The sequence below is a fragment of the Chitinophaga fulva genome (assembly GCF_012927205.1).
GTDB classification, from domain to species: domain Bacteria; phylum Bacteroidota; class Bacteroidia; order Chitinophagales; family Chitinophagaceae; genus Chitinophaga; species Chitinophaga fulva.
The window spans coordinates 1,381,921-1,405,444 of record NZ_JABBGC010000001.1 but is presented as its reverse complement, the minus strand read 5'-3'; the positions used below and the strand labels follow the sequence as shown (position 1 = coordinate 1,405,444).

General features: G+C 49.4%; 11 protein-coding genes. 7 read left to right on the top strand and 4 right to left on the bottom strand.

All coding sequences use genetic code 11. The features are described from left to right. The 3 genes from HHL17_RS05915 to HHL17_RS05905 all read right to left on the bottom strand — a co-directional run bounded on the left by HHL17_RS05915 (position 1) and on the right by HHL17_RS05905 (position 5,562). Positions 1–3,588, bottom strand: a complete 3,588-nt coding sequence (locus HHL17_RS05915) for a TonB-dependent receptor (RefSeq protein WP_169223838.1) — start codon at positions 3,586–3,588, stop codon at positions 1–3. Positions 3,589–3,803: 215 nt separating this feature from the next. Continuing rightward, a complete protein-coding gene (locus HHL17_RS05910) occupies positions 3,804–4,937 on the bottom strand; it encodes a FecR family protein (RefSeq protein ID WP_169223837.1) in 1,134 nt (377 codons plus the stop codon). 64 nt (positions 4,938–5,001) lie between these two features. Continuing rightward, complete coding sequence (locus tag HHL17_RS05905) at positions 5,002–5,562, bottom strand: RNA polymerase sigma factor (RefSeq protein WP_169223836.1); 561 nt, start codon at positions 5,560–5,562, stop codon at positions 5,002–5,004. Positions 5,563–5,919: 357 nt separating this feature from the next. Between HHL17_RS05905 and fabF the strand changes: the two genes are divergently transcribed. From fabF to HHL17_RS05885, 4 genes are all read left to right on the top strand, one after another. After that, positions 5,920–7,182, top strand: coding sequence for a beta-ketoacyl-ACP synthase II (gene fabF, locus HHL17_RS05900; protein ID WP_169223835.1), 1,263 nt, complete (start codon positions 5,920–5,922; stop codon positions 7,180–7,182). A 136-nt stretch (positions 7,183–7,318) separates the two neighbouring features. Further along, the gene (gene uvrA / locus HHL17_RS05895) at positions 7,319–10,198 is read left to right on the top strand and encodes an excinuclease ABC subunit UvrA (RefSeq protein WP_169223834.1); all 2,880 of its coding nucleotides are present in this window, start codon (positions 7,319–7,321) and stop codon (positions 10,196–10,198) included. Positions 10,199–10,223: 25 nt separating this feature from the next. Beyond that, positions 10,224–10,736, top strand: coding sequence for a DUF6452 family protein (locus HHL17_RS05890; RefSeq protein WP_169223833.1), 513 nt, complete (start codon positions 10,224–10,226; stop codon positions 10,734–10,736). Continuing rightward, on the top strand, positions 10,699–11,511 hold the full coding sequence (locus HHL17_RS05885; RefSeq protein WP_169223832.1) for a DUF6048 family protein: 813 nt from the start codon (positions 10,699–10,701) through the stop codon (positions 11,509–11,511). Before HHL17_RS05890 ends, HHL17_RS05885 begins: the two co-directional genes overlap by 38 nt. A gap of 82 nt (positions 11,512–11,593) precedes the next feature. Here the strand turns inward: HHL17_RS05885 and HHL17_RS05880 are convergent, their stop codons facing one another. After that, entirely contained in the window at positions 11,594–12,037 is a 444-nt protein-coding gene (locus HHL17_RS05880) for a GNAT family N-acetyltransferase (RefSeq protein WP_169223831.1), read from the bottom strand. A 94-nt stretch (positions 12,038–12,131) separates the two neighbouring features. Here HHL17_RS05880 and HHL17_RS05875 point away from each other — a divergent pair, with 94 nt between their 5' ends. The 3 genes from HHL17_RS05875 (at position 12,132) to HHL17_RS05865 (ending at position 23,516) form a co-directional block, all read left to right on the top strand. Continuing rightward, complete coding sequence (locus tag HHL17_RS05875) at positions 12,132–13,622, top strand: ATP-binding cassette domain-containing protein (RefSeq protein ID WP_169223830.1); 1,491 nt, start codon at positions 12,132–12,134, stop codon at positions 13,620–13,622. A 221-nt stretch (positions 13,623–13,843) separates the two neighbouring features. Continuing rightward, positions 13,844–19,447, top strand: coding sequence for an alpha-2-macroglobulin family protein (locus HHL17_RS05870; protein WP_169223829.1), 5,604 nt, complete (start codon positions 13,844–13,846; stop codon positions 19,445–19,447). 1,108 nt (positions 19,448–20,555) lie between these two features. Beyond that, on the top strand, positions 20,556–23,516 hold the full coding sequence (locus HHL17_RS05865; RefSeq protein WP_169223828.1) for a SusC/RagA family TonB-linked outer membrane protein: 2,961 nt from the start codon (positions 20,556–20,558) through the stop codon (positions 23,514–23,516). Positions 23,517–23,524 lie beyond the last annotated feature (8 nt).

Here is a 23,524-nt window from a genome sequence, read left to right as displayed (position 1 = left end):
CTAGAATGTAACATTAAGACCCAACGCATACTGTTTCATAGTCGGATACCCTACGCTGGCGCCAATTTCAGGGTCAAGGCCCGGATATTTGGTGATGGTCAGCAGGTTTTCGCCACTTACATACACCACAGCCCGGTTGATGGCAGCCTTTTTGGTGAGGCGTTCCGGAATCTGGTAACCGATCTGCAGGTTCTTCAGCTTCAGATAAGATGCGTTATAGAGATAGAAATAGTTGTCCTGGCTATTCTGCGGATCTGTATTGAGTTTCAAACGGGGATATTTACCATTGATATTATTGGCAGGATCAGATGGATTGGCATCATTATAATAGTAGTGATCATTGGCTACTTCCAGTCCGATGGCATTACCGTTGGTCGTTACAGAGCTCAGGTATCCGCGGTCGTTGTAATAATACTGCAGTCCTGCACTTCCGGCCCATATCATATTAAGGTAAAGTCCCTTCCAGGAAGCGCTGATATTAAATCCATAGTTGTATTTAGGCGTACCGCTCGAACCGGAAAAGGACCTGTCGTAGTTATTGCCATAAATACCATCACCGTTGGTGTCTGCGTAGATGAAATCACCATACCAGATTTTTCCTTTATCCACACCCTGTGCAGGCAGAAAGGTATAACCCGCGGCCATCATAGCTTTTAACCAGGCCATGTCCTGCGGTGTACGGACCATCCCGTCTTTGGGGCCGCCATTAACATTCACACTGCCGTCGCCATTAAAGTAACTGCCGTTGCCCTGGTAAAGTTTCTGGAGATAATATTCATCGATCTGATGGCCTTCCACCCGGTATCTGTTACCATCGTTGGAAGCCACCTTTCCGATATTGGACGCCCATACTTTATTACCGCTGGCATCAGTGGTGTAACCATCCTGGAAGGCGCCACGGTAGCTGGTGATCACGTTTTTATTGTAGGAAAAATTACCCCCAACCGTGATATCCACTTCCCCGATTTTACGGCTGTAGCTGGCCACCAGCTCTATTCCCTTGTTGGAAACAGTGGCTGTATTGACAGTAGGGGCCTGTGCATTACCTGCGGTCAGCGGTATCGGTGGCGAGGTAATGATGCCGTCGGTGGTTTTGCTGTAATAGTCGATGGTGATATTCAGTGCATTATTCAGCAAGGTTGCATCCAGTCCGATATCCGCGATAGCCGTAGCTTCCCAGAGCAGACCGGGATTCCCGAATTTGGTGACCGCCAGTGCATTCACAGCGGTGTTATTATAAGAGTAGTACACCGGGTTGTAGAGTGTCTGGTAGTCATAATTGCCCTGGGACCTGTCGCCCCCGCCGTTGTTACCCAATTTACCCCAGGAACCGCGCAGTTTCAGCTGTTGGAAATTGTGCAGCGTTTCTTTCAGGAATGTTTCTTCTGTAAGGCGCCAGCCCGCAGAAAAGGAGGGATAGTAGCCCCAGCGGGAAACGGGTGCAAAACGGGAAGAACCGTCATACCGGAGATTAGCCTCAAACAGGTATTTGTCGCGGTAGGCATAGTTCAAACGGCCAAACCAGCTGCGAAGCGCATTGTCATACTCTGTTCCATCAAATACGTTGTTGGTATTGCCGGCTACGTTGATATTGGTCACCTCTTCTGATACCAGGCCTTTTCTGCTGGCAGCATCGCGGTTATAATAGTAGTAGTTCTGGTTGTAACCTGCCAGTGCAGCAAAGTCATGCCCTCCCTTAAACTGAGTATGGTAACGCAATACGTTGTCAAACGTGGTGGTAAAGTCCTTGTTATGCTCCACGCTGGTGGTGAGCTGGTCGGGCGTGGCGGCCGGTTGCCTGGCCACATTATTGGCCAAATCCCATTTGGCAAAAGGCACATCGTGATATTGCATGTCCCGGAACCGGGTCTGGTAGTTGAATTTAGTTTCAAATGTCAGTCCACGCAAGAGGGAGAGTGTAGCATATACGGTAGAGTTGAAACGGTTCTGCACATTCTTCCCGGCAACGTTATTAAGGTACAGCAGGATGTTATTGGCGGTCTGGGACTCTTCTGTTGCGGTAGGGAAACCATATTTGCCTTCATATCTCGCGGGAACGCCCGGTGTTGTCTGACGGAGGAAGTTGAAGGCATTCGCGGTATTACCTAATCCAAAAAGTTCCTGGGAGGCAAATGTCTGGGTGCCGACCGTAATAAACTTATTGATTTTACTGTCGAGGTTCAGGCGTAACTGATAACGTTTGGCCTCAGTATGTTCCATGGTGCCGGGGTTGTTCTGAAAGCCACCGGAAACGAGGAAAGTGGATTTCTCGCTGCCACCGGAAACGGATATATTATGTTGTTGCAGTATGTTGTGTTTGAACACGGTATTGGCCCAGTCAGTATTGGCATATACTACGGAATTAGGTATCCCTGCCGCGTTCAGGTCATTGGGATGCGCATTGGCATTCACCCACGTATCGATGGTTTGTTGTTTGAACAGTTCTGCCTGTCCGAGGTTACGGGCGCTTTCGTTATACAGTTTCATATAACGCACATAGTCATTCACGAACTCCGGCATGTTGGCGGGCTGTACAGAAGACAGCGTGCCACTATACGTAACGGTAGTACGATTACGGTTACCTTTTTTGGTGGTAATAAGGATCACGCCATTGGCTGCCAGCGTGCCATATATAGAGGAAGAAGCAGCGTCTTTCAGTACGGAAATGCTTTCAATGTCGGTAGGGTTAACGGCGTCCATACTGCCGATGATACCATCGATCACGACCAGCGGATCGCTATTATTGAGCGTTCCCACGCCACGTACGCGTATGGTGGCGCCGTCGGAGCCGGGCTTACCGGAGCTCTGGCGTACCTGTAAACCGGGGCTAAGCCCTGCCAATGCGCTGGACACATTGGTCACCGGTCTGTTTTCCAGGCTCTTGCTGGTCACGGTAGCTACTGCTCCTGTGAGGTTCACTCTTTTCTGGGTGGCATATCCTACTACGACCACATCCACCAGGTCTGCATTTTTCTGTTTCAGGGTAACGGTAACGGACGAACGCCCCTGAAGATTTACCTCCTGTCTTTCAAAACCGATGTAGTCCACCACCAGCACAGCATTAGCAGCTTCCGCATCTTTAATCAGGAATTCACCTTTCTCATCTGTCACTACCCGTTTGGAAGTCCCTTTTAATACGATGGAAGCACCCGGCAGGCTCTCACCTTTATCATTTACCACCCGGCCGCGCAGATCTTCCTGTGGTGCGGCCATCAATGTTTTTTCTTTTTTGGCATCTACTACAATCACTTTATCCACGATGGAATAAGTGAGCGGTTGTCCATGAAAGCAAATGTCCAGCGCTGCTTTCAGGTCCACATCGGTAACAGCAATGGTTACACGCTGCGCCCGGGCTAGCATTTCATTCCGGTACATAAAACTGTACCCGGTCTGTTGGGTAATACTTTTGAAAATATCGGCCAGCGCAGCATTGCGTTGATGCAATGTTAGTGTTTGGGCATAGCCTGAAGCGATCGCCTGCAGGGAGATCAATACCAACAGGAACGTGGTCAGTTTAAATACCCGGATTGTTTTGAAGAAGTGGAATCTAAGGGCATACGAAGCCCCTTTGTACTGAGGATTACTCATACATCACAGTGTTTGGTAAAGGTTATTGGTACCGGAATAGTTTAGTTATGGACAACAGCAGGCCATAACACAGATGTTACATCTGGCTTTAAGATGAAATGTTCATTGTTCTGATTACTTTTTTTCGACTTAGATTTTTACTTCGATTTAGATTGGATTTTTCACTTCGATTTAGACTTAGATTTAGATTTATATGATTTAGATAACGACGATAATTAATGCTGGACCGTTAGCCTGCGATTATCCAGTTTACAGCGGACACCGCTCAGCTCCAGCATTTTGATGATATTGTCCAGACTGGTATTTCTGGGAAAAGACGCGGTGAGATGTTCTTCCGGAACGCCTCCTTCAAATTGCAGTTCCAGGTCGTACCATCTTGCCAGTTGCCGCAATGCCACGTCCACTTCCTCTCCTGTGAACTCGAATTTGCCGTTTTTCCAGGCCATGACGGTATTTACGTCCGCATTGGCGATGGTGAATTGCCGGGCATCATCCAACACGGCCTGTTGCCCGGGTAACAGATGTTTGGTTGAATTATCAGCACTTACATTTACGGCCCCGGTTATCAGGGTTGTTCTGATATTTTTTTCTTCGGGATAGGCCATTACGTTAAAAGAGGTGCCTAGCACCTGTACTTCCATGTTATTTACCCGGACTGTAAAAGGTTTGTTTTTATCTGGCGTGATGTCGAAGTAAGCTTCCCCTGTCAGTTCCACCACCCGATGCTGGCTGTTAAAACTCACAGGGTATTTCAATGAGCTGGCAGCATTGAGCCACACTTTGCTTCCATCCGGCAGCACTACAGCAAACTGGCCGCCCTGCGGGGTTTTCAGGGTATTATATTTCATGCCCTCCGGATTGCCGGCCTGATCATATACCAGGGATTCTCCCTGTACCCGTGCATCGCCAATTGTTTGTTGGGTACTGTCATTCAGGGTCACCGAGCTGCCATCGTCCAGCAGCAGGATAGCTTTGTTGCTTCCTGGCATAACAGGTGCGGCGTTTTTAGCCGCCATACCTTTGGAAGTAAGGGACATATGGTTACGGCCAGACAGCAACCACAGCGCAGTACCCAGCACCAGCGCGACGCTGGCCGCAACTGCCGTGCGTTTCAGCCACAGCGGGAATACTTTGCCACGGGCAGGGGCCGGCTGCAACATCAGCGCTGCCAGCTTTGCGTCCATTCTGCTGAAAATCTCGTCCTTGCTGAAGCCATCTTCTGGTGTTACCACCACTTGCCCGTCATCGAAAGAATGATACCACTGATTTACCAGCGCACATTCTTCCGGGGAGGCTTCTCCCCGTAAATACTTTTCGACAGCGCTTAACAGATCCTGGTTTTCTTTCATAACGGATAATTACAGTCATTTGTCGAACAACTGGAACGGATCCCCTACGCTGTCCGAAAAAAAATTAAAAAAAAATGGAAAAAATGTGCCGGATGCTCCCTTTCAGTTGGCGCAAAGCTTTTGTGAGCTGGTTTTCTACTGTTTTGCTGGAGATATTGAGGATTTGGGCAATTTCTTTTACCGGCATGCCCTGTTCACGGCTGTAACGAAATATCAGCTGGCATTTTTCGGGGAGTTTGTTTACTTCTTTTTGCAGCAGCTGCAGGATATGTTTCTGCTGGAGCGCCATTTCGGGTTCTGACACATTTACCGGGATAGTGGTATGGTATACTTCCTGGTATTGGCGCAACAGTTGTTCACGACGGAAGCGGTCCAGCACCTTGTATTTTACTGCCGTAGCCAGGTAGGCGCCGGCATTGCTGATCTGGCGGTTATGGCGTTGGTTCCACAGGCTGACAAATACATCCTGTACAATATCTTCCGCCGCCTGTATGTCGGACAGCCTGTTAAAAGCCACTGCCAACAATTTTTCACGATAAGCCCCATAAATTTCGGCAAATGCGGATTCATCATCCTCCCGCAGACGCTCCATCCATAAGGTATCTGTATTTGGTTGATCAGTCATTCCCAATTGTACAAGTAGTATATGCGATATTAGAGATTATTTTCGGCGTTTCATATAATTATAGCAAAATCTTTCGGAGTTCCAGGGCTAAAGTCCCGGGCTACGATGTTAAATGTCCTGACGGACCTTGGCTGTGCCTTGCCAACCGGCCTTTTTCCCGTTGCCAGGCGGGAAAAGTTAACACTTTATAACAAAGCCTCCTTTCCAGCCCCTCTTTCGGCACCCATTAAATCCGCCACCACATTGACTTTCAACCTAAAAAAGGAAAGTTATGTCATATAATCTTAATGAATATGCTTATCTATAACAATAAGTAACTAAATTTGCGCTCTAACTTTTTTTATTAAAGTAAAAAATATGCGTACTGTTACACTGAAAAGGGTTGTGGTTACCGGCATGGGAGCACTAACACCTATCGGGAATGATGTAAATACTTTTTGGAGCAATCTGAAGGCAGGCGTGAGTGGCGCCGGTCCCATCACTAAATTTGACACCACAGAGTTCAAAACCAAATTTGCCTGTGAAGTCAAAGGTTTTGATGTGGAAAAATATATGGAGAAGAAAGAGGCCCGTAAAATGGACAACTTCACGCAGTACGCGATGGCAGCTGCACATGAAGCGGTAGCAGACGCCGGCCTCGACAACGAAGGAATCGACAAAACCAAAATAGGCGTGATCTGGGCTTCCGGCAACGGTGGCATGCTCACGTTCGAAGAACAGATCGTTGAATTTACCCAGGCCAACTTTGTGCCTAAGTTCAACCCGTTCTTTATTCCCAAACTGATTTGTGATATCGCGGCAGGACAGATCGCCATGAAATACGGTTTCATGGGCATCAACTTCTGCACCGTGTCTGCCTGCGCTTCTTCTACCAGCGCCCTGGTAGACGCTTTCAACTATATCCGTCTCGGCAAGGCTAACGTTATCGTTACCGGCGGTTCTGAAGCCCCGGTTACCCGTGCAGGCATCGCTGGCTTTAACGCCCTCAAAGCGCTGTCTACCCGTAACGAAGATCCGGAACATGCTTCCCGCCCGTTCGATACAGAACGTGACGGCTTCGTCATGGGTGAAGGCGCCGGCGCCATCGTCCTCGAAGAATATGAACACGCAATCGCCAGAGGTGCTACCATCTATGGTGAAATGATCGGCGGCGCTATGACCTGCGACGCTTACCACCTCACCGCCACCCACCCTGAAGGCCTCGGCGCCAGACTGGGCATGGAACAGGCACTGGAAGACGCTGGCATATCCACCACTGACGTTGACTACATCAACTCCCACACCACCTCCACTCCGGTAGGCGATGTGAGCGAACTGAAAGCCATCGTGACTGCCTTCGGCGACCACGCGGAGAAAGTTAACATCAGCGCCACCAAATCCATGACAGGCCACCTGCTGGGCGCTGCCGGCGCTATCGAGGCTATCGCCTGTATCAAAGCCACCCAGGAAGATATCGTTCCTCCGACCATCAACACTACCGTGCTGGGCGAAGGTATCCCGACCAACCTGAACCTCACCCTCGGCAAAGCACAAAGCCGTCCGGTAAATATCGCCATGAGCAATACCTTCGGTTTCGGCGGCCACAACGCCATCGTGGTATTTAAAAAATACACCAAATAAGCAGGTAACTGCCCGAAAATAGCTGTCAGCGAAGATCTTCCAAAAAAGGTCTTCGCTGCTCTTTTTTATGCCCCCTTCATTTCGGAATTCGTAATCCGTAATTCGTAATTATGGCGTAGCTTAGTAGTTTAATATTATGGCAAAGAAAAAAGAGAATGTAACCGCTGCACCCGCTCCGGAAATCACGGCAGATGACCAGATTGAAGTATTTGGCGCACGGGAGCATAACCTGAAAAACCTCGACCTGCAGTTGCCCAAAAATAAGCTGGTTGTCATCACCGGCATCAGCGGAAGTGGAAAATCCTCCCTGGCTTTTGATACTATTTACGCCGAAGGGCAACGCCGCTACATGGAAAGTTTTTCCGCTTATGCCCGCCAGTTTATCGGCGACATGGAAAGACCCGATGTGGACAAAATCACCGGTCTGTCTCCCGTTATCTCCATAGAACAAAAAACGACCAACAAAAACCCGCGCTCAACAGTAGGCACCATCACAGAAATCTATGATTTCCTGCGACTGCTCTTCGCCCGCGCGGGACAGGCATACTCCTACAATACCAACAAGCGCATGACGCGCTTTTCGGAAGAAGAGATACTGGAACATATCTTCAAACATTATCCTAAAAAGAAACTCGCGATCCTCGCACCCATGGTGCGTGGCCGTAAAGGACACTACCGGGAATTGTTTGAACAGGTACGTAAACAGGGATATCTCAAAGTACGGGTAGACGGCGAAATACTCGACCTGAAAGAAAGAATGCAGGTGGACCGTTACAAGATCCACGACATCGAACTGGTGATAGACCGTGTACAGGTACAGGACGATGCCCGCACCCGCATCAGCCAGAGCGTGCAGAAAGCCCTTACCATGGGCAAAGGCCTCCTGTTTGTGATGGACAACGATACCAACAAGGTAAGTCAGTACAGCAAACAACTGATGTGTGAAGATACCGGCATCTCCTACGAGGAACCATCGCCCAATACCTTCTCCTTCAACTCACCCTATGGCGCCTGCCCCCGCTGTAAAGGGCTCGGTACCATCTACCAGATCGATATGGACGCCATCATCCCCGATGAAAGCGCCTCCATCGAAAGCGGTGGCCTCAAACCACTGGGCGAAGCCAGAGATACCTTCACCTACAAACAGGTGCAGCTGCTGGCGAAAAAATATAAATTCTCCCTCACCGGTCCTATCTCCGCTATCCCGGATAAAGCCCGCAACGTACTGCTGTTCGGCGATGAAAACGGGAAACTGGAAGTAGACTTCTCTTTTGACGAAAGTTCTGACACCACCAAATACTCCACAGAATTTGAAGGAGTGGTGAACACCGTACGCCGCTATTTCAACGATAGCAGCTCCGACCACGTGCGCTCCTGGGCCGAAGGCTTTATGGCCCTCAGCACCTGCCCGGAATGTAACGGCACCCGCCTCAAAAAGGAAAGCCTCTTCTTTAAAATAGATGAGAAAAATATTTCCGAACTGGGCAACATGGACCTCGATCACTTGTTGAACTGGTTCCGCAACATCGAAGAGCGGCTGGAGAAAAAACAAAACGCTATCGCCAAGGATATCCTTAAAGAAATACGGGAACGCCTCGGGTTCCTGCTCAACGTAGGTCTCAACTACCTGACGCTCAACAGGCCCACGCGCACGCTCAGCGGCGGCGAATCGCAACGTATCCGTCTCGCTACGCAGATAGGCTCCCAGCTGATGGGCATCACCTATATCCTTGATGAGCCCAGCATCGGCCTGCACCAGCGCGACAACATGCAGCTGATCGATGCACTCCGCAACCTCCGCGAAATGGGCAACACCGTGATCGTAGTGGAACATGACAAGGATATCATGCTGCATGCCGATCACCTGGTGGATATCGGTCCCGGCGCCGGAAAACACGGCGGCCAGATCATCGCCCAGGGCACTCCCAACCAGATATTGAAGCTCAACACGCCTACCGCCGGATACCTCAATGGTAAACGCGCCATGGAGATACCCGCCGAACGCCGCAAAGGCAATGGCAACAGCCTCGAACTGAAAGGCGCCACCGGCAACAACCTGAAAAACGTCAGCCTGAAACTGCCCCTCGGTACTTTCATCTGCGTGACAGGCGTTTCCGGCAGTGGCAAATCCACCCTGATCAACGAAACACTGTACCCGATACTCTCCAAACATGCCTATGATTCCAAGGCGGTACCCATGCCGTACAAAAGCATCAAAGGCTTGGAACATATCGATAAAGTGATCGAGATAGACCAGTCACCTATCGGCCGTACGCCGCGCAGCAACCCGGCCACTTACTGCGGTTTCTTCACCGATATCCGCACCCTCTTTGCCTCCGTGCCGGAAGCCAAAATCCGCGGATACAACGCAGGCCGCTTCTCTTTCAACGTGAAAACAGGCCGCTGCGATGTTTGTGAAGGCGGCGGCATGCGCGTGATTGAGATGAACTTCCTGCCGGACGTATATGTGCACTGCGAAAAATGTAACGGTCGCCGTTATAACCGTGAAACCCTGGAAATACGCTACAAAGGCAAATCCATCTCCGATGTACTGGACATGACAGTAGACGAAGCCGTGGAATTCTTCCAGGCCGTTCCATGGATACACCGCAAAATCAAAACGCTGCAGGATGTAGGCCTGGGTTATATCACCCTCGGCCAGTCGGCCGTAACCCTCTCCGGTGGCGAAGCACAGCGTGTGAAACTGGCAACGGAGCTCTCTAAAAAAGATACCGGCAAAACCATCTATATCCTCGACGAGCCGACTACAGGCCTGCATTTCCAGGATATCGTGCTGCTGCTCAAAGTACTGAACAAACTGGTGGACCGCGGAAATACCGTACTCGTGATAGAACACAACCTCGATGTGATCAAAATGGCCGATTACATCGTGGACCTGGGCCCCGAAGGCGGCGGCGGCGGTGGCACTATCCTCTGTACCGGTACGCCCGAACAGGTTAGCGCCTCTAAAGACAGCCATACCGCCCGATTCCTCAAAAAGGAGCTGGGAATTTAATATCTTGCCAACCGTAAATCAAGGAATGAGAACGTTATACCAGATATTACTCACCTGCTCCGTGCTATTTGGCATGATCGCCTGTGAGAATGAAACTAAGATCTGCGACCAAACGCTCCGGTCGGATTTTCACGTGCGTTTTCAGCGCGACTCCGCCCGCAGGGTGGGCGATACTATCCTGCACAATGTGCGCGATACCATCATGCCCAAAGTAACCGTTTATGCCATCGATAATGGCGTCAACAAGGATTCTATCTACAAAATAAAACCTCTGAAAGAAATCTTCCTGCCCTTCTCTCCTGTAGCAGACAGCAGTATCTTCTTTCTGCGGGTAGATTCCACCCTTACACCGGACACGCTTAAATTTAAGTACAGCCGTACCAAAAAATTTATCTCACCGGGTTGTGGATTCGGCACCACCTTTTTTCTGGATACCGTTATCACGACCCAACACACCATCGATTCTGTAGTTATTAACTCAAAGGCAGTCACCAGCAGTAATGATACGCACCTTACTTTGTTTTTCTTTAATCAGTAGTATCCTGATTGGCTTCGCCGCACAGGCACAAACACCGGCCAAACCGGCAGCAGCGAAAACCGCTGCCAAAACAGATACTACCCGTAAACCGGCGAAGGACACCACGGTCATTATCCCCGTGAAGGACAGCGTCGTGCACATGCAGGGCGGCCTCCGCGTGGGGCTGGACCTGAGCCGCATCGTGACGTCCATCTACTATCCCTACAGAAAAGAAGGAACCGTCGTGGCTGACCTCCGCCTCAACAGCGATCTGTATGCAGCGGCGGAAGTGGGATATGCCAATACCCCCCATAGCGACGCCAACTACACCTATAAGGGCAACGGCGCTTTTATTACCCTCGGGATAGATTATAACTTCATGAAAAGACTGTACCCGTCTGAGAAAAATATGTTCTTCGGCGGTATCCGGTACGGATTTTCCCACCTCACCTACGAAGTGCCTTCCTATAAGATCACCAGCAGTTACTGGGGCAACGATCTGACCGGCTCCGTTCCCAAAACCAATGTCAATGCCCATTGGGTGGAACTGGTGCTGGGGCTCAAAGCAGAAGTGCTCAAAAACTTCTTCCTGAGCTGGAGCATACGCGAACGCATTATGATCAATAATGTTAAGTCCGATGAGTTTACGCCACTGGTGATTCCGGGCTTCGGCAGCGGCTCTAAGAAATCCGTGTTCGATATGCAATACACGGTGTCTTACCTGTTCCCGCTTTACAAAATAACGCAACATGTAAAGTTGCCGGCGAACGATAAAAACAAAAAGAAGAAAAAATAGATCCAATTACGGATCACGAATGGAGGGCTTTCCTATCAGCAGCATTCCTGCTCATATGAAAGCCCTCCATCTGTATTGGCATTTATGGTCTCACCATTTCGATATGCGGAATACCATCTTCCATATACGTATCACTGGTTTGCTCAAATCCCAGTGACGTATAAAAACGGTGCAGGTACTGTTGTGCACCGATCTTAATAGGCCCCTTTCCATATGCTTCTTCCACGGCAGCAATGGATTTTTCCATCAGCTGGCGGCCTGCACCTGTGCCTCTCGCCAACGACGACGTGATCACCCTTCCGATAGAAGCCTCTGCATATTTAATACCCGGCGCAAATAAACGGGTATAAGCCACCAGTTTACCTTCTTCATTGTGCCCCATCAGATGCAGCGCTTTCTGATCAGAATAATCCAGGTCCTGGTAAGCACAGTTTTGCTCCACTATAAATATTTCACTGCGTAAGTGCAGCACCTCATACAATTCATGTACGGTCAGTTCATCAAATGCTTTGATTTTCCAGTTCATCGTAAGCCGGTTTATCATAAAAATAGCAGAAGCTTTCAATATTCCTGTTATTTTTATAGTCGATATTAATGCCTCTTAGCCCAATCAGGAAATCATGGAAGAAACAAAGCACCCATTCCTTTCACTGGAACATATCACCGTAAGATATCTCGACAAAACACTTTTTAACACGCTCAACTGGGAAATACAACAAAACGAACAGTGGGCTGTTACCGGCCCCAGTGGCTCCGGTAAGACCGCCCTTCTCAATACGGTCCTTGGTAAATTCAACATCATTAACGGCGGCATCCGCTATCATTTTTATGAGGACTGGAGAAAGGAAAACACTGTCACCGACCCTTACTTCAACTATCGCAACCTGATAGGGCTGGTAGGGCATCATCATACTTTCCGCAACCTGTCCAATACCACCACCGACTTCTACTATCAGCAGCGGTTCAATAGTATGGACGCCGACAATTCCCCTACCGTCAGCGAATACCTCGAACTGACGGAAGTGCCTGACCTGGTAAAACCCCTGAAAATAGCGCCGTTGATGGAAAAACGGCTGATTAAGCTGTCCAATGGGGAAACACGCCGTGTCATGATCGCACGGGCGCTGCTGCAAAAGCCGCAGCTGCTCATGCTCGACAACCCTTACATCGGGCTGGACGTGCAAACCCGGAAGGATTTCTCCGAAATGATCAATGAGATCATCCGTAATGGCGCCACCGTACTGCTGGCCACTACGCCACACGAAATACCGGAACACATCACCCATGTGCTGACACTGGAAAACGGTGCTATCACAGGCAAGTATACACGCAGTGAGTTTGTGCAACTGCCATTGCCCGAAGTGCCCGATCTGCCGCTGCCTGCCATGGAAGCACAGAAAATAGCCGATATCCTGCAACGGCATCAGCCGGCCAGCTTCGAAACCATCGTGCGCATGGAAGATATCCGGGTGAAATATGGGGAGAATGTTATCCTCGACCAGATCAACTGGACAGTAAAACCCAATGAAAAATGGGCGCTGCTGGGCCATAACGGCGCCGGTAAATCTACCCTGTTAAGCCTGATCAATGGTGACAACCCGCAGGCGTATGCCAACAAACTATGGTTGTTCGACCGCCGCAGAGGCAGTGGTGAAAGTATCTGGGACATCAAGAAAAAAACCGGCTTCGTATCTCCGGAACTGCATCAGTACTTTACTTCCCGCGACAACTGTCTGCGGGTGGTCTGCTCCGGCTTCTCCGATATTATCGGCAGTACTAAACAGCCTACCCCGGAACAAGCCGATATCGCCAAAGCCTGGATGGAAATACTGGAGATCGATGAACATCAGCAATCTCCATTCAAACAAGTGCCCGAAAGTGCCCAGCGCCTTTGCCTGCTGGCAAGGGCCCTCGTTAAAAATCCACCCCTGCTGATCTTCGATGAGCCTTGTCAGGGGCTGGACCAGCAACAGAAGCAACACTTCAAAAAAGTGATCGAGATGCTGTGCGACCATATGCCCGTAACACTGATCTATGTAACGCATTATGAGGAAGAGTTACCTGACTGTGTAGATAAGTTCATGCGTCTCGCCAATGGCAAAATGATTTGATTATTTGGTTATTGAGCTATTTTATTATTTGATTTATGGATTTTGGAATTTTTTGATTTTGAAATTTATGGGGATCATCCGGTATACCTCCCCGAAATCCCAAAATCAAAAAATTCCAAAATCCATAAATCAAATAACCAAATAACTCAATATATAAATGCATAAATGAAAAAATAGTTCGATCTTCGTCGGGAATCGTTAATCACCATAATCCATTCCTGATGCACCCAACAAAACGGCTATTTGCTGTAGTAGCATTATTTGTTTCCCTGGTGGCGTTGTCGCTGATAAGCGGCTGCCGGACCACCAAAAAAGAGATGAACCCCGGATTCGCGAAGTATATCGACGCCTATACCGCCGGGATTATCTCCAAACAAAGCCCCATCCGTGTTCAACTGGCAGGGCAGGTAAACGTAACGCATACCCAGAATGAACCACTCGACAAAGAGGTATTCGATTTTTCCCCTTCCATCAAAGGGAAATCTTATTGGGTAGATGCCACCACCATAGAATTCCGGCCCGATGAGAATTTGCAGCCTGGTAAAACCTATCAAGTCAATTTCAAGCTGAGCAAGATCATGGACGTGCCTTCTGACCTGAAATCCTTCGATTTCGAGTTCAAAGTCATCAAACCATCTTTCTCTCTTGACATGTTTGGCCTGAAAGCCAGTACCAACACCACCTTGGACAAGATGACCTACACAGGCGCTGTATATACGGCCGATGTGGAAAACCCGCAGTCCATCGAAAAACTGCTCACCGCCCGGCATGGCGGCAAAACACTGCCCATTACCTGGCAGCATAACGCTGCCGACCGTACGTCGAAATTCACTATCGCTAATATAGAACGCAGCAACATTGCCCGTAACCTCGAAGTCAGCTGGGACGGCTCGGCACTTAAAGTGGACAACAGCGGTAAAAAAACAGTGGAAGTACCCGCTGTAGGCGATTTCAAAGTACTCGATGTAAAAGCGATGTCTGATCCGGAACAGCACCTGCTGGTGCAATTCTCCGACCCTGTCAGCGTAGCCCAAAGCCTGGAAGGCCTTATCGGTATCAGCGGCCAGGGCGATCTCCGTTATACCATCGACGGTAGTGAGGTAAAAGTATATGTGCCCGTTCGCCTCGAAGGCAGCTACAACGTAGTGATCAACGAAGGCGTTATCAATATCACCGATAAACGCCTCGGTCAATCCTACAGCGCCAATGTGAACTTCGAAAACACCCTGCCCGCAGTAACGATTCCCGGCAAAGGTGTGATCCTCCCCGAAAGCAATAAACTGGTGATGCCGTTTGAAGCCGTCAACCTTAACGCGGTAGACGTGACCATCATCAAGATATACGAGAACAACGTTCCGCAATACCTGCAACGTAATAACCTCGATGGGGACGCAGAACTGCGTCGTGTAGGCAAGGCCGTGGTAGAAAAAACCATTCGCCTCGATACCGACAAATCCGTCAACCTCCACAAGAAAAACCGTTTCTTCCTCGATCTTGATAAATTGCTCCGCACCGAACCCGGCGCCATTTATCGTATCACTATCGGTTTCCGTAAAGCCTATTCGCTTACAGCCTGCACGGAAGTTAAAAAATCCGACAGCACCAGCACTAGTGGCGGAGAAGGAGAAGAAGACGGCGAAATGGATGAAAGTGAATACTACGGCGGCGGCGAAAAGCTGGATGACGACGATGACTTCTGGAACCGTTACGACAGCTACTATCCTTACGGATACAACTGGACCCGCCGTAACGACGCCTGCTCCAATTCCTACTACAACAAAGACAAATGGGCTTCCCGCAACGTGATCTGCTCCAACCTGGGCCTGATTGCCAAAAGAGGCAACAACAACAGCATGTTGGTAGCGGTAACGGATATACGTGATACCAAACCGCTCACCGGCGTAGAACTTGAACTGCTCGACTACCAAAACCAGGTGATCTTCAAAACCAAAAGTGATGGCGAAGGGCTGGCTACATTCGACCTGAAACGCAAGCCATACCTGCTGATTGCGAAAAAAGACAACGAAAGAGGTTACCTGAAGCTGGACGACGGAAGTTCCCTGCCACTCAGCCGTTTTGACGTACAGGGTGAAGAAGTGCAGAGTGGTATCAAAGGCTTCCTCTACGGAGAAAGAGGTGTATGGCGCCCCGGCGATTCCATCTACCTGACTTTTATGCTGGAAGACAAAGATGATAAGCTCCCGGCAGATCACCCGGTGACGCTGGAACTGTACAACCCTAAAGGTCAGCTCTACAAACGCATCAACCAGCATGAAAACCTGAACGGCTTCTATAGCTTCGCTACCGCCACCCAACCGGAAGACCCAACCGGCAGCTGGGTAGCGAAAGTAAAAGTAGGCGGCGCCACTTTCCAGAAAAATGTGCGCATAGAAACCGTGAAGCCCAACAGACTGAAAATAAAAATGGACTTCGGCAGCAATACCGCCCTGTCTAAAACCGGTACTACCGGCACCCTGTCGGCCATGTGGATGTTCGGCGCTACCGCCCAGCACCTGAAAGCCAAAGTGGACGTGTCGCTGGTACAGGCTTCCACCAGCTTCAAAAACTTCTCCGGCTTCACCTTCGATGATCCGGTAACCCATTTTGAAGCAGAGAACAAAACCATCTTTGAAGGCCCGCTGAGCGAAACCGGCGCTGCCCCGGTGAAAGCCGATATTCAACTCGGTAAACTGGCCCCCGGACAGCTGAAGGCCAACTTCGAAGTAAAAGTATTTGAGCCCGGTGGCGATTTCAGTATCGACCACTTCTCTATGCCATACAATCCGTTTACCTCCTATGTAGGGCTGCGGCTGCCGCAGGGTGACCGTACCACCGGTATGCTGCTCACCGATCAGTCGCATAACGTGGAGATCGTGGATGTAGACGATAAGGGCAACCTCATCGGCGGTTCCCGCGAAGTACAGGTAGAAGTATATAAAGTACGCTGGAGATGGTGGTGGGACGAAGGCGGAGCCGACGAATATTCCAACTTCACGCAGGACAGCTACAACCAGCTCCTGACCAAAGAAACCGTTACCCTTAACAACGGTAAAGGCTCATGGTCGCTGCGTATCAATCAGCCCGACTGGGGCCGCTACCTGGTACGGGTAAAAGACCTGCAGAGCGGCCATACCTCCGGTAAGTCCGTGTATATCGACTGGCCGGGATGGGCTCAACGTATGCAGAAAGAAAACCCTGCAGAGGCGTCCATGCTCGTGTTCACCTCCGACAAACAGCACTATAAGGCAGGAGAGGACATCAACCTCACCATCCCCAGCAGTGCCGGCGGCAGAGGCCTGATCAGCATCGAGTCCGGCAGCAAGGTGCTCAAAACTTTCTGGGTCAACACCCAGCAGGGGCAAACCACTTTCCGCTTCAAGGCAGAAAAGAACATGACGCCCAATATATACGTCAACGTTACCCTGCTGCAACCACATGCACAAACCGTCAACGACCTGCCGATCCGCATGTATGGTACCATCCCCATCACCGTAGAAGATCCGGGCACTATCCTGAAACCGGTGATCAGCATGGCCGATAAACTGAAACCTGAATCAGAAGCCAATATTACCGTCAGCGAAAGCAACGGTAAACCCATGACATATACCATCGCCATCGTAGATGAAGGCCTGCTGGACCTGACGCGTTTCAAAACACCTGATCCGCACAGCGCCTTCTATGCCCGCGAAGCCCTCGGCGTGAAAACGTGGGACCTGTTTGACTTCGTCGTAGGCGCCTACGGCTCCGACCTGGAACGCATCCTCAGCATTGGTGGTGACGAAGGCCTGAATAAAAATGCCGGCGCAGCCAAAGCCAACCGCTTTAAGCCGGTAGTGAAATTCATGGGACCTTTCTATCTGAAAGGAGGCCAGAAACAAACGCATAAATTTAAACTGCCGCCATATATAGGCTCCGTAAAAGCGATGGTCGTAGCCGGACAGGATGGCGCCTATGGCTTTGCCGAAAAAGCTGTGGCCGTGAAGAAGCCGCTGATGCTGCTGACCACCGCGCCGCGTGTATTAGGACCGTCAGAGACCATCCAGGTGCCTGTCACCGTCTTCGGCCTCGAGCCAACCGTACGCTCCGCCAACGTGACCATCAGCACCAGCCCGCTGCTGGAAGTTGTAGGAGAAAGCACCAAAACCGTGACCTTCCCGCAACCAGGCGAACAGATGGTATACTTCGATGTGAAAGTGAAACCACAGACCGGTGTCGCTAAAATCAAGGTGACCGCCAGCAGCGGCGCCGAGAGGGCAGAAGAAGCCATTGAAATGAATGTGCGTAACCCCAACCCGGTCATTACTAACGTTGTAGACTATACGCTGGAAGCCGGAAAAGGCTGGAGCACCGCGTTCAGCCCGGTAGGCATGGCCGGTACCAACTCCGGTGTGCTGGAGGTGTCCACCATCCCGGCGCTTAACCTCGGTAAACGCCTGCAATTCCTGATCGATTATCCGCACGGCTGTATCGAACAAACCACTTCCGGCGTGTTCCCGCAACTGGTGCTGAATCAGCTCATGGACCTGAAAGAAAGCCAACTGGCAGAAATAGACCGTAACGTAAAAGCCGGTGTCAACAGGCTCAAAGGCTTCCAGACTTCCGACGGCGGCCTCGCCTACTGGCCAGGCCAGGCACAGTCCGACGAATGGGGCACCAACTACGCCGGTCACTTCATACTGGAGGCACAAGCCAAAGGCTATACCCTGCCTCCCGGCCTGCTGGACCAATGGAAAAAATACCAGCGAAACAAAGCCACTACCTGGGCACCCAGCACCCAGAACTTCTATGGCGGCGACCTTACGCAGGCTTACCGCCTGTATCTGCTGGCACTCGCCAAAGTACCGGAAGTGGGCGCTATGAACAGACTGAAAGAATTCAAATATCTATCCGTGCCCGCCAAATGGAGACTGGCAGCAGCTTACAAGCTGGCCGGTCAACCAGAAGTGGCCAACTCACTGGTACAGAACCTGAGCACAGAAGTGAAACCATACAACCAGTTGGGTGGCACCTTCGGTTCTGATCTGCGCGACAAAGCGATGATCCTCGAAACACTCACGCTCCTCGGCCAACGTAACCGCGCCAATGAACTGGTGAAACAAATCGCTACCAATCTGTCTCAAAACGACCAGTGGTACAGCACACAAACGACTGCGTACGCGCTCATCTCGATCGCCAAATTCTGCGGCAGCAATAAAGGCAGCAGTAAGATCAACCTCAGCTATACGCTCAATGGCGCTAAAGGCACCGTAAACGGTCAATCATTTGTAGCACAGATACCTGTTACCTTCAACGGCTCACAGGGCAATATCAGCCTGCAGAACAACGGACAAAACGTATTGTATGTACGCCTCATTCTGCGCGGCCAGCCGGAAGCAGGTCAGGAACCAGTTGCCAGCAACAACCCTGAAGTGCTCGATCTCCAGGTCCGTTACAGCACCCGTGATGGCAAACCACTGGACCCGGCCACACTGAAACAAGGCAGCGATTTCATGGCCACTGTGACCATCAAAAATCCGGGCAAACGTGGCTATTATGAGCAGATGGCCCTGTCACAAATATTCCCGTCAGGCTGGGAAATCCTTAACACCCGCCTCATGGACAACGACAGTTCCTTCCACTCTTCACCAGCTACGTATATGGATATACGTGATGACAGGGTATATACTTACTTCAACCTTGAAGAGAATAAAACCCACACCTATAATGTGTTGCTCAACGCATCCTATCTGGGACGATACTATCTCCCGGCCGTTTCCTGCGAAGCGATGTATGACAATACCATCCACGCTTTTGCACCAGGTAAATGGGTAGAAGTGGTGAAATAGGATTGATGTATTTCAACATAAAAGCGGCCATCTCCTTAAAAAGAGATGGCCGCTTCTTTTAAGCAACAACTCCACGATGTGCCATGAGCAACAATTTCCAACCATCCGGCCGGGTACTGTGAAAAGAAATATTTCATTCTGTTTTTCTGCAACGATTGAAAGCCTTTCCGGCAAACATCATAACGTCATTTGGGTTGACCAAAGATTTACTGATTAAACCGGGTAACGGCGAAACTTGATTTCGTCATTGCCACACAACGGACAGAAAGGAAAGACATCGTCTTTGAACCTATACTGACAGAATCCTTTGTCATAGCTGACAGCACATCTTACCACTGATGACCTCACTGTTGCTGCTGATTACCTGGTAAGAGATCTTCAGAAAGAAGGCAAAATAAAGGTGATATGGAAAGGAGAAGCGGCAACGACCAATGTTCTCTACCTGGCTTATGATAAGACGAAAGCAGAACTTATCAAGTCGTTATTTATTTGAAGAATTATTATTTTTTCACCATATCTCAAAACGCCCGACACCGCTACATTTCAGCAGTATAAACGTCCTGTTGTTCAATAAAAAAATCGACCATTCATCAAGAAAAGTATCTCTCTGCTTTCATTTATCATGATAACTTATTATTTTCACATTCTGAATCTGTCAATTTTAACTAGATCAACCAACAGTCAAAACAAAATCTAATTTACTAAATCGCAGATGCCTATATTCTAAGAAACAATCTCAGAAATAGTGAGCAGCTTATGAGTAGATGAACCCTTCGGTACCACAGCCTTTGGTATAACAGGTTTTTGCAATGATACAGTCCATCAGATCCTGCTGTATCGTTAATGGGATTTCTTTGCTCCAACTATTCACTGAGTGATTTATATAATGTTTAAAAACAACCGGAATCATTGTGCAACGCTTAAAATTTAACTGTGAACATGGGATGACCAACCACTAGTCTGACCTGCCTTCGTTAAGCTATAGCATTGTCGTGACCGACAGGAACTGGCACCAATACTGGATTGCCGGGCGGAAGTTCTTTGTCCAATTGTCCAAATTTGTATTCTCTACTTCTCTATTTATCAATTTCATCTAAATCGACCGATTATGAAGAAAGCACTACTATTTTTTCTTTGGGTCCTGGTGGCAGTGCCAATGATGGCACAGCAACGACAGGTGACCGGAAAAGTGACTGACACCCGCGATGGCACCCCTTTACTCGGTGTGACCGTCACCGTTAAAGGCGCCAGGACAGGTACCGCTACTGATGTTGACGGTAACTTTAAAATCAATGTTAACGGTAACGCCACGCTTGCTTTTAGTTTCGTGGGATATGAAACGATCACCATGGCCATAGGCGAAAAGAGCCATGTTCTCGTGAAAATGGGACCGGATTCCAAAACACTGAACCAGGTGGAAATCAGCACCGGTTATGGTTCTAAAAGAAGAGGAGCTATTACCGGAGCTATCACAACGGTGGACGGCAAACAAATAGAATCAAGACCTCAGGGCAACCTCCTGCACAACCTGCAGGGACAGGCAGCAGGTACGTACACAATGGCGAATGGCGGACGTCCTGGTGTTGCCCCGGTTATTTTGCTCAGAGGCGTGGGTTCCATCAACTCCGGCACTGCACCGCTCTTCATCGTAGACGGCCAGCCGGTAAGTGCCAGTGACTTTGCCCTGATTGCCCCGGACGATATTGAAAACATCAATATCCTGAAAGATGCTTCTGCTACTTCTATCTACGGTTCCCGTGGCGCAAACGGTGTAATCCTGGTCACCATGAAAAGAGGTACCAAGAACACCCGCCCGCAGATTGACTATCGTGGCTTCTACGGCTATGCAGACATCAACCGCTCCAAGTTCAAAATGATGAACACCAAGGACCGTCTGGACTATGAAGTTTTTATCGGTAAAAGAAAAGCAGATGATCCTGAGATCCCGGAACTGATGAAAACTGACTTCAACCAGTCAAAAGTGGTATTCAAGCCTTCCCAGACACAATCTCATGTGTTGTCTGTAAAAAGCGGCAATGAAACTACTTCCATCTATTTCTCCGGTGAGTATTTCCAGATGGATGGTATCTACTTTGACAACACTTTCAAACGTTACTCCAGCCGTCTGGCCATCGATAACCAGACCACCAAATGGCTGAAAACCGGTGTATCCATGTACCTGGGCTATATGGACGAAACCACACCGAACGAAACCCGTAACTCTCTTCAGAACCCGGGCATGATGGCTTACCTGCTGATGCCTTACGAGAACCTGAAAAACCCTGATGGCAGCTGGAAAAAAATGCTGCAATACCAGGGTTACAATGGCGTGAGAAGCCAGCTATGGTCCCGTAGCCTGGACCTGATCGGCAACAGCAACGATCACCTGAAATTCATTGGTAACGCCTATGCGGAAGCAAACATTACCAAAGAGCTGAAATTTACCAGCCGCTTTGGTATGAATCTCTCCGACTATGTTACCAAAACATGGAACGCCCCTGAACTGGCCGCCACAGATAATGGCAATGCTACCAGGCGTTTCTCCCGTTGGTCTAACGCTATCTGGACCAACCTCCTGAACTACCGGAAAACCTTCGGAAACCACTCCATCAATGCAGTAGCCGGTACCGAATACAATGCACTGACCGACTACGACTTCTCCACTACAGCGCGGAACACAGCATTTCCTACGTTGTATGAATTCGGTGCCATGTCAGTTCCCAGCACTTCCAGTGGAAGCCTGAGCAAATACAGGATGTTCTCCACGCTGGCGTCTGTGAACTATGGCTATAAAGACCGCTATTATGCTGACTTATCTATACGCCGCGATGGTTCTTCCAAATTCGGCGCCAACAACAAATGGGGTAACTTCTGGGCAGTTGGTCTGTTGTGGAATGCTAAAAAAGAAAACTTCCTGAAAGACAACCAGCTGATCAGCGACCTTCGTGTACGCGCCAGTGTTGGTCTGACTGGTAACGATGATATTGGTTTTTATCCTTCCTATAGCATCAACTCCGTTAATAATAGCAGCCCCAATACCACAACCACTAAAGCTGGTTATGAAAGCAAAGCCGGCATGGTGCCCACCCAGGCAAGCAACCCTGACCTGGGCTGGGAAAAGAAACGCAAGTTTAACGTTGGTACGGACCTCGGCCTGTGGGACAACCGCCTGACCTTTACCCTCGATTACTACCGTGAACTGACTTACGACATGGTACTGGACGTACCAGTATCCTACCTCACCGGCTATAGCTCCATCAAAGCTAACATGGGTAAGATGCAGAACAACGGTATTGAGTTCACTGTCAAATCAACCGTTATCGACACCAAAGACATCACGTTCAATGTAACCGGTAACTTCACTTACAACAAAAACAAGGTAACAGAGCTGTATGGCTTCCGCGACGAACTGCTCGGTACTGGTACCGGTATCCTCGTAAAAGTGGGCTATCCACGCGGACAGTTCAAATACAACCGCTTCTCCCGGGTTAATCCTGACGACGGTACCGAAATCTGGCTGGATAAAAATGGTAAAGAAACCACCAACTTCGATGGTGGTGATGCAGCGATCCTTGATGGTAAAAACATGTATGCTCCCTATTATGGCGGTGCTACCTTTGACTTCAACTACAAAGGTATTGGTATCTTCATGCAATGGAACTATATGCTCGATAAATACAGTGTGAACAACACCCAGGCATGGCTGGTATGGAACAACGACGCATGGTACAATACCAACCGTGTAGCTGACCTCTATCAGAATATGTGGAAAAAACCAGGTGATATTGCTAAATATCCTAAATACGGTTCATCTACCGCATTTGACGACAGATACGTGGAAAATGCCTCTTTCCTGAGATTAAGGGACCTGACCATTTATTACAATCTGCCTAAGAATTTACTGAGCTCTACCAAAGCATTCCGCAGTGCACGGGTATATGCCCGCGGTAACAACCTGCTCACCTTTACAAAGTGGAGCGGTTATGATCCGGAATACTTCAACAACCTGGAGCTGGGCATCTATCCTGTTTCCCGTTCCTACACACTTGGTTTAGACCTGACCTTCTAATCCATTAC

Coding starts and splice junctions, on each gene's coding strand:
- HHL17_RS05865 (WP_169223828.1), top strand. CDS start 20,556: ATGAAGAAAGCACTACTATTTTTTCTTTGGGTCCTGGTGGCAGTGCCA.
- HHL17_RS05915 (WP_169223838.1), bottom strand. CDS start 3,588: ATGAGTAATCCTCAGTACAAAGGGGCTTCGTATGCCCTTAGATTCCAC.
- HHL17_RS05880 (WP_169223831.1), bottom strand. CDS start 12,037: ATGAACTGGAAAATCAAAGCATTTGATGAACTGACCGTACATGAATTG.
- HHL17_RS05905 (WP_169223836.1), bottom strand. CDS start 5,562: ATGACTGATCAACCAAATACAGATACCTTATGGATGGAGCGTCTGCGG.
- HHL17_RS05885 (WP_169223832.1), top strand. CDS start 10,699: ATGATACGCACCTTACTTTGTTTTTCTTTAATCAGTAGTATCCTGATT.
- HHL17_RS05875 (WP_169223830.1), top strand. CDS start 12,132: ATGGAAGAAACAAAGCACCCATTCCTTTCACTGGAACATATCACCGTA.
- HHL17_RS05870 (WP_169223829.1), top strand. CDS start 13,844: ATGCACCCAACAAAACGGCTATTTGCTGTAGTAGCATTATTTGTTTCC.
- HHL17_RS05890 (WP_169223833.1), top strand. CDS start 10,224: ATGAGAACGTTATACCAGATATTACTCACCTGCTCCGTGCTATTTGGC.
- HHL17_RS05910 (WP_169223837.1), bottom strand. CDS start 4,937: ATGAAAGAAAACCAGGATCTGTTAAGCGCTGTCGAAAAGTATTTACGG.
- uvrA (WP_169223834.1), top strand. CDS start 7,319: ATGGCAAAGAAAAAAGAGAATGTAACCGCTGCACCCGCTCCGGAAATC.
- fabF (WP_169223835.1), top strand. CDS start 5,920: ATGCGTACTGTTACACTGAAAAGGGTTGTGGTTACCGGCATGGGAGCA.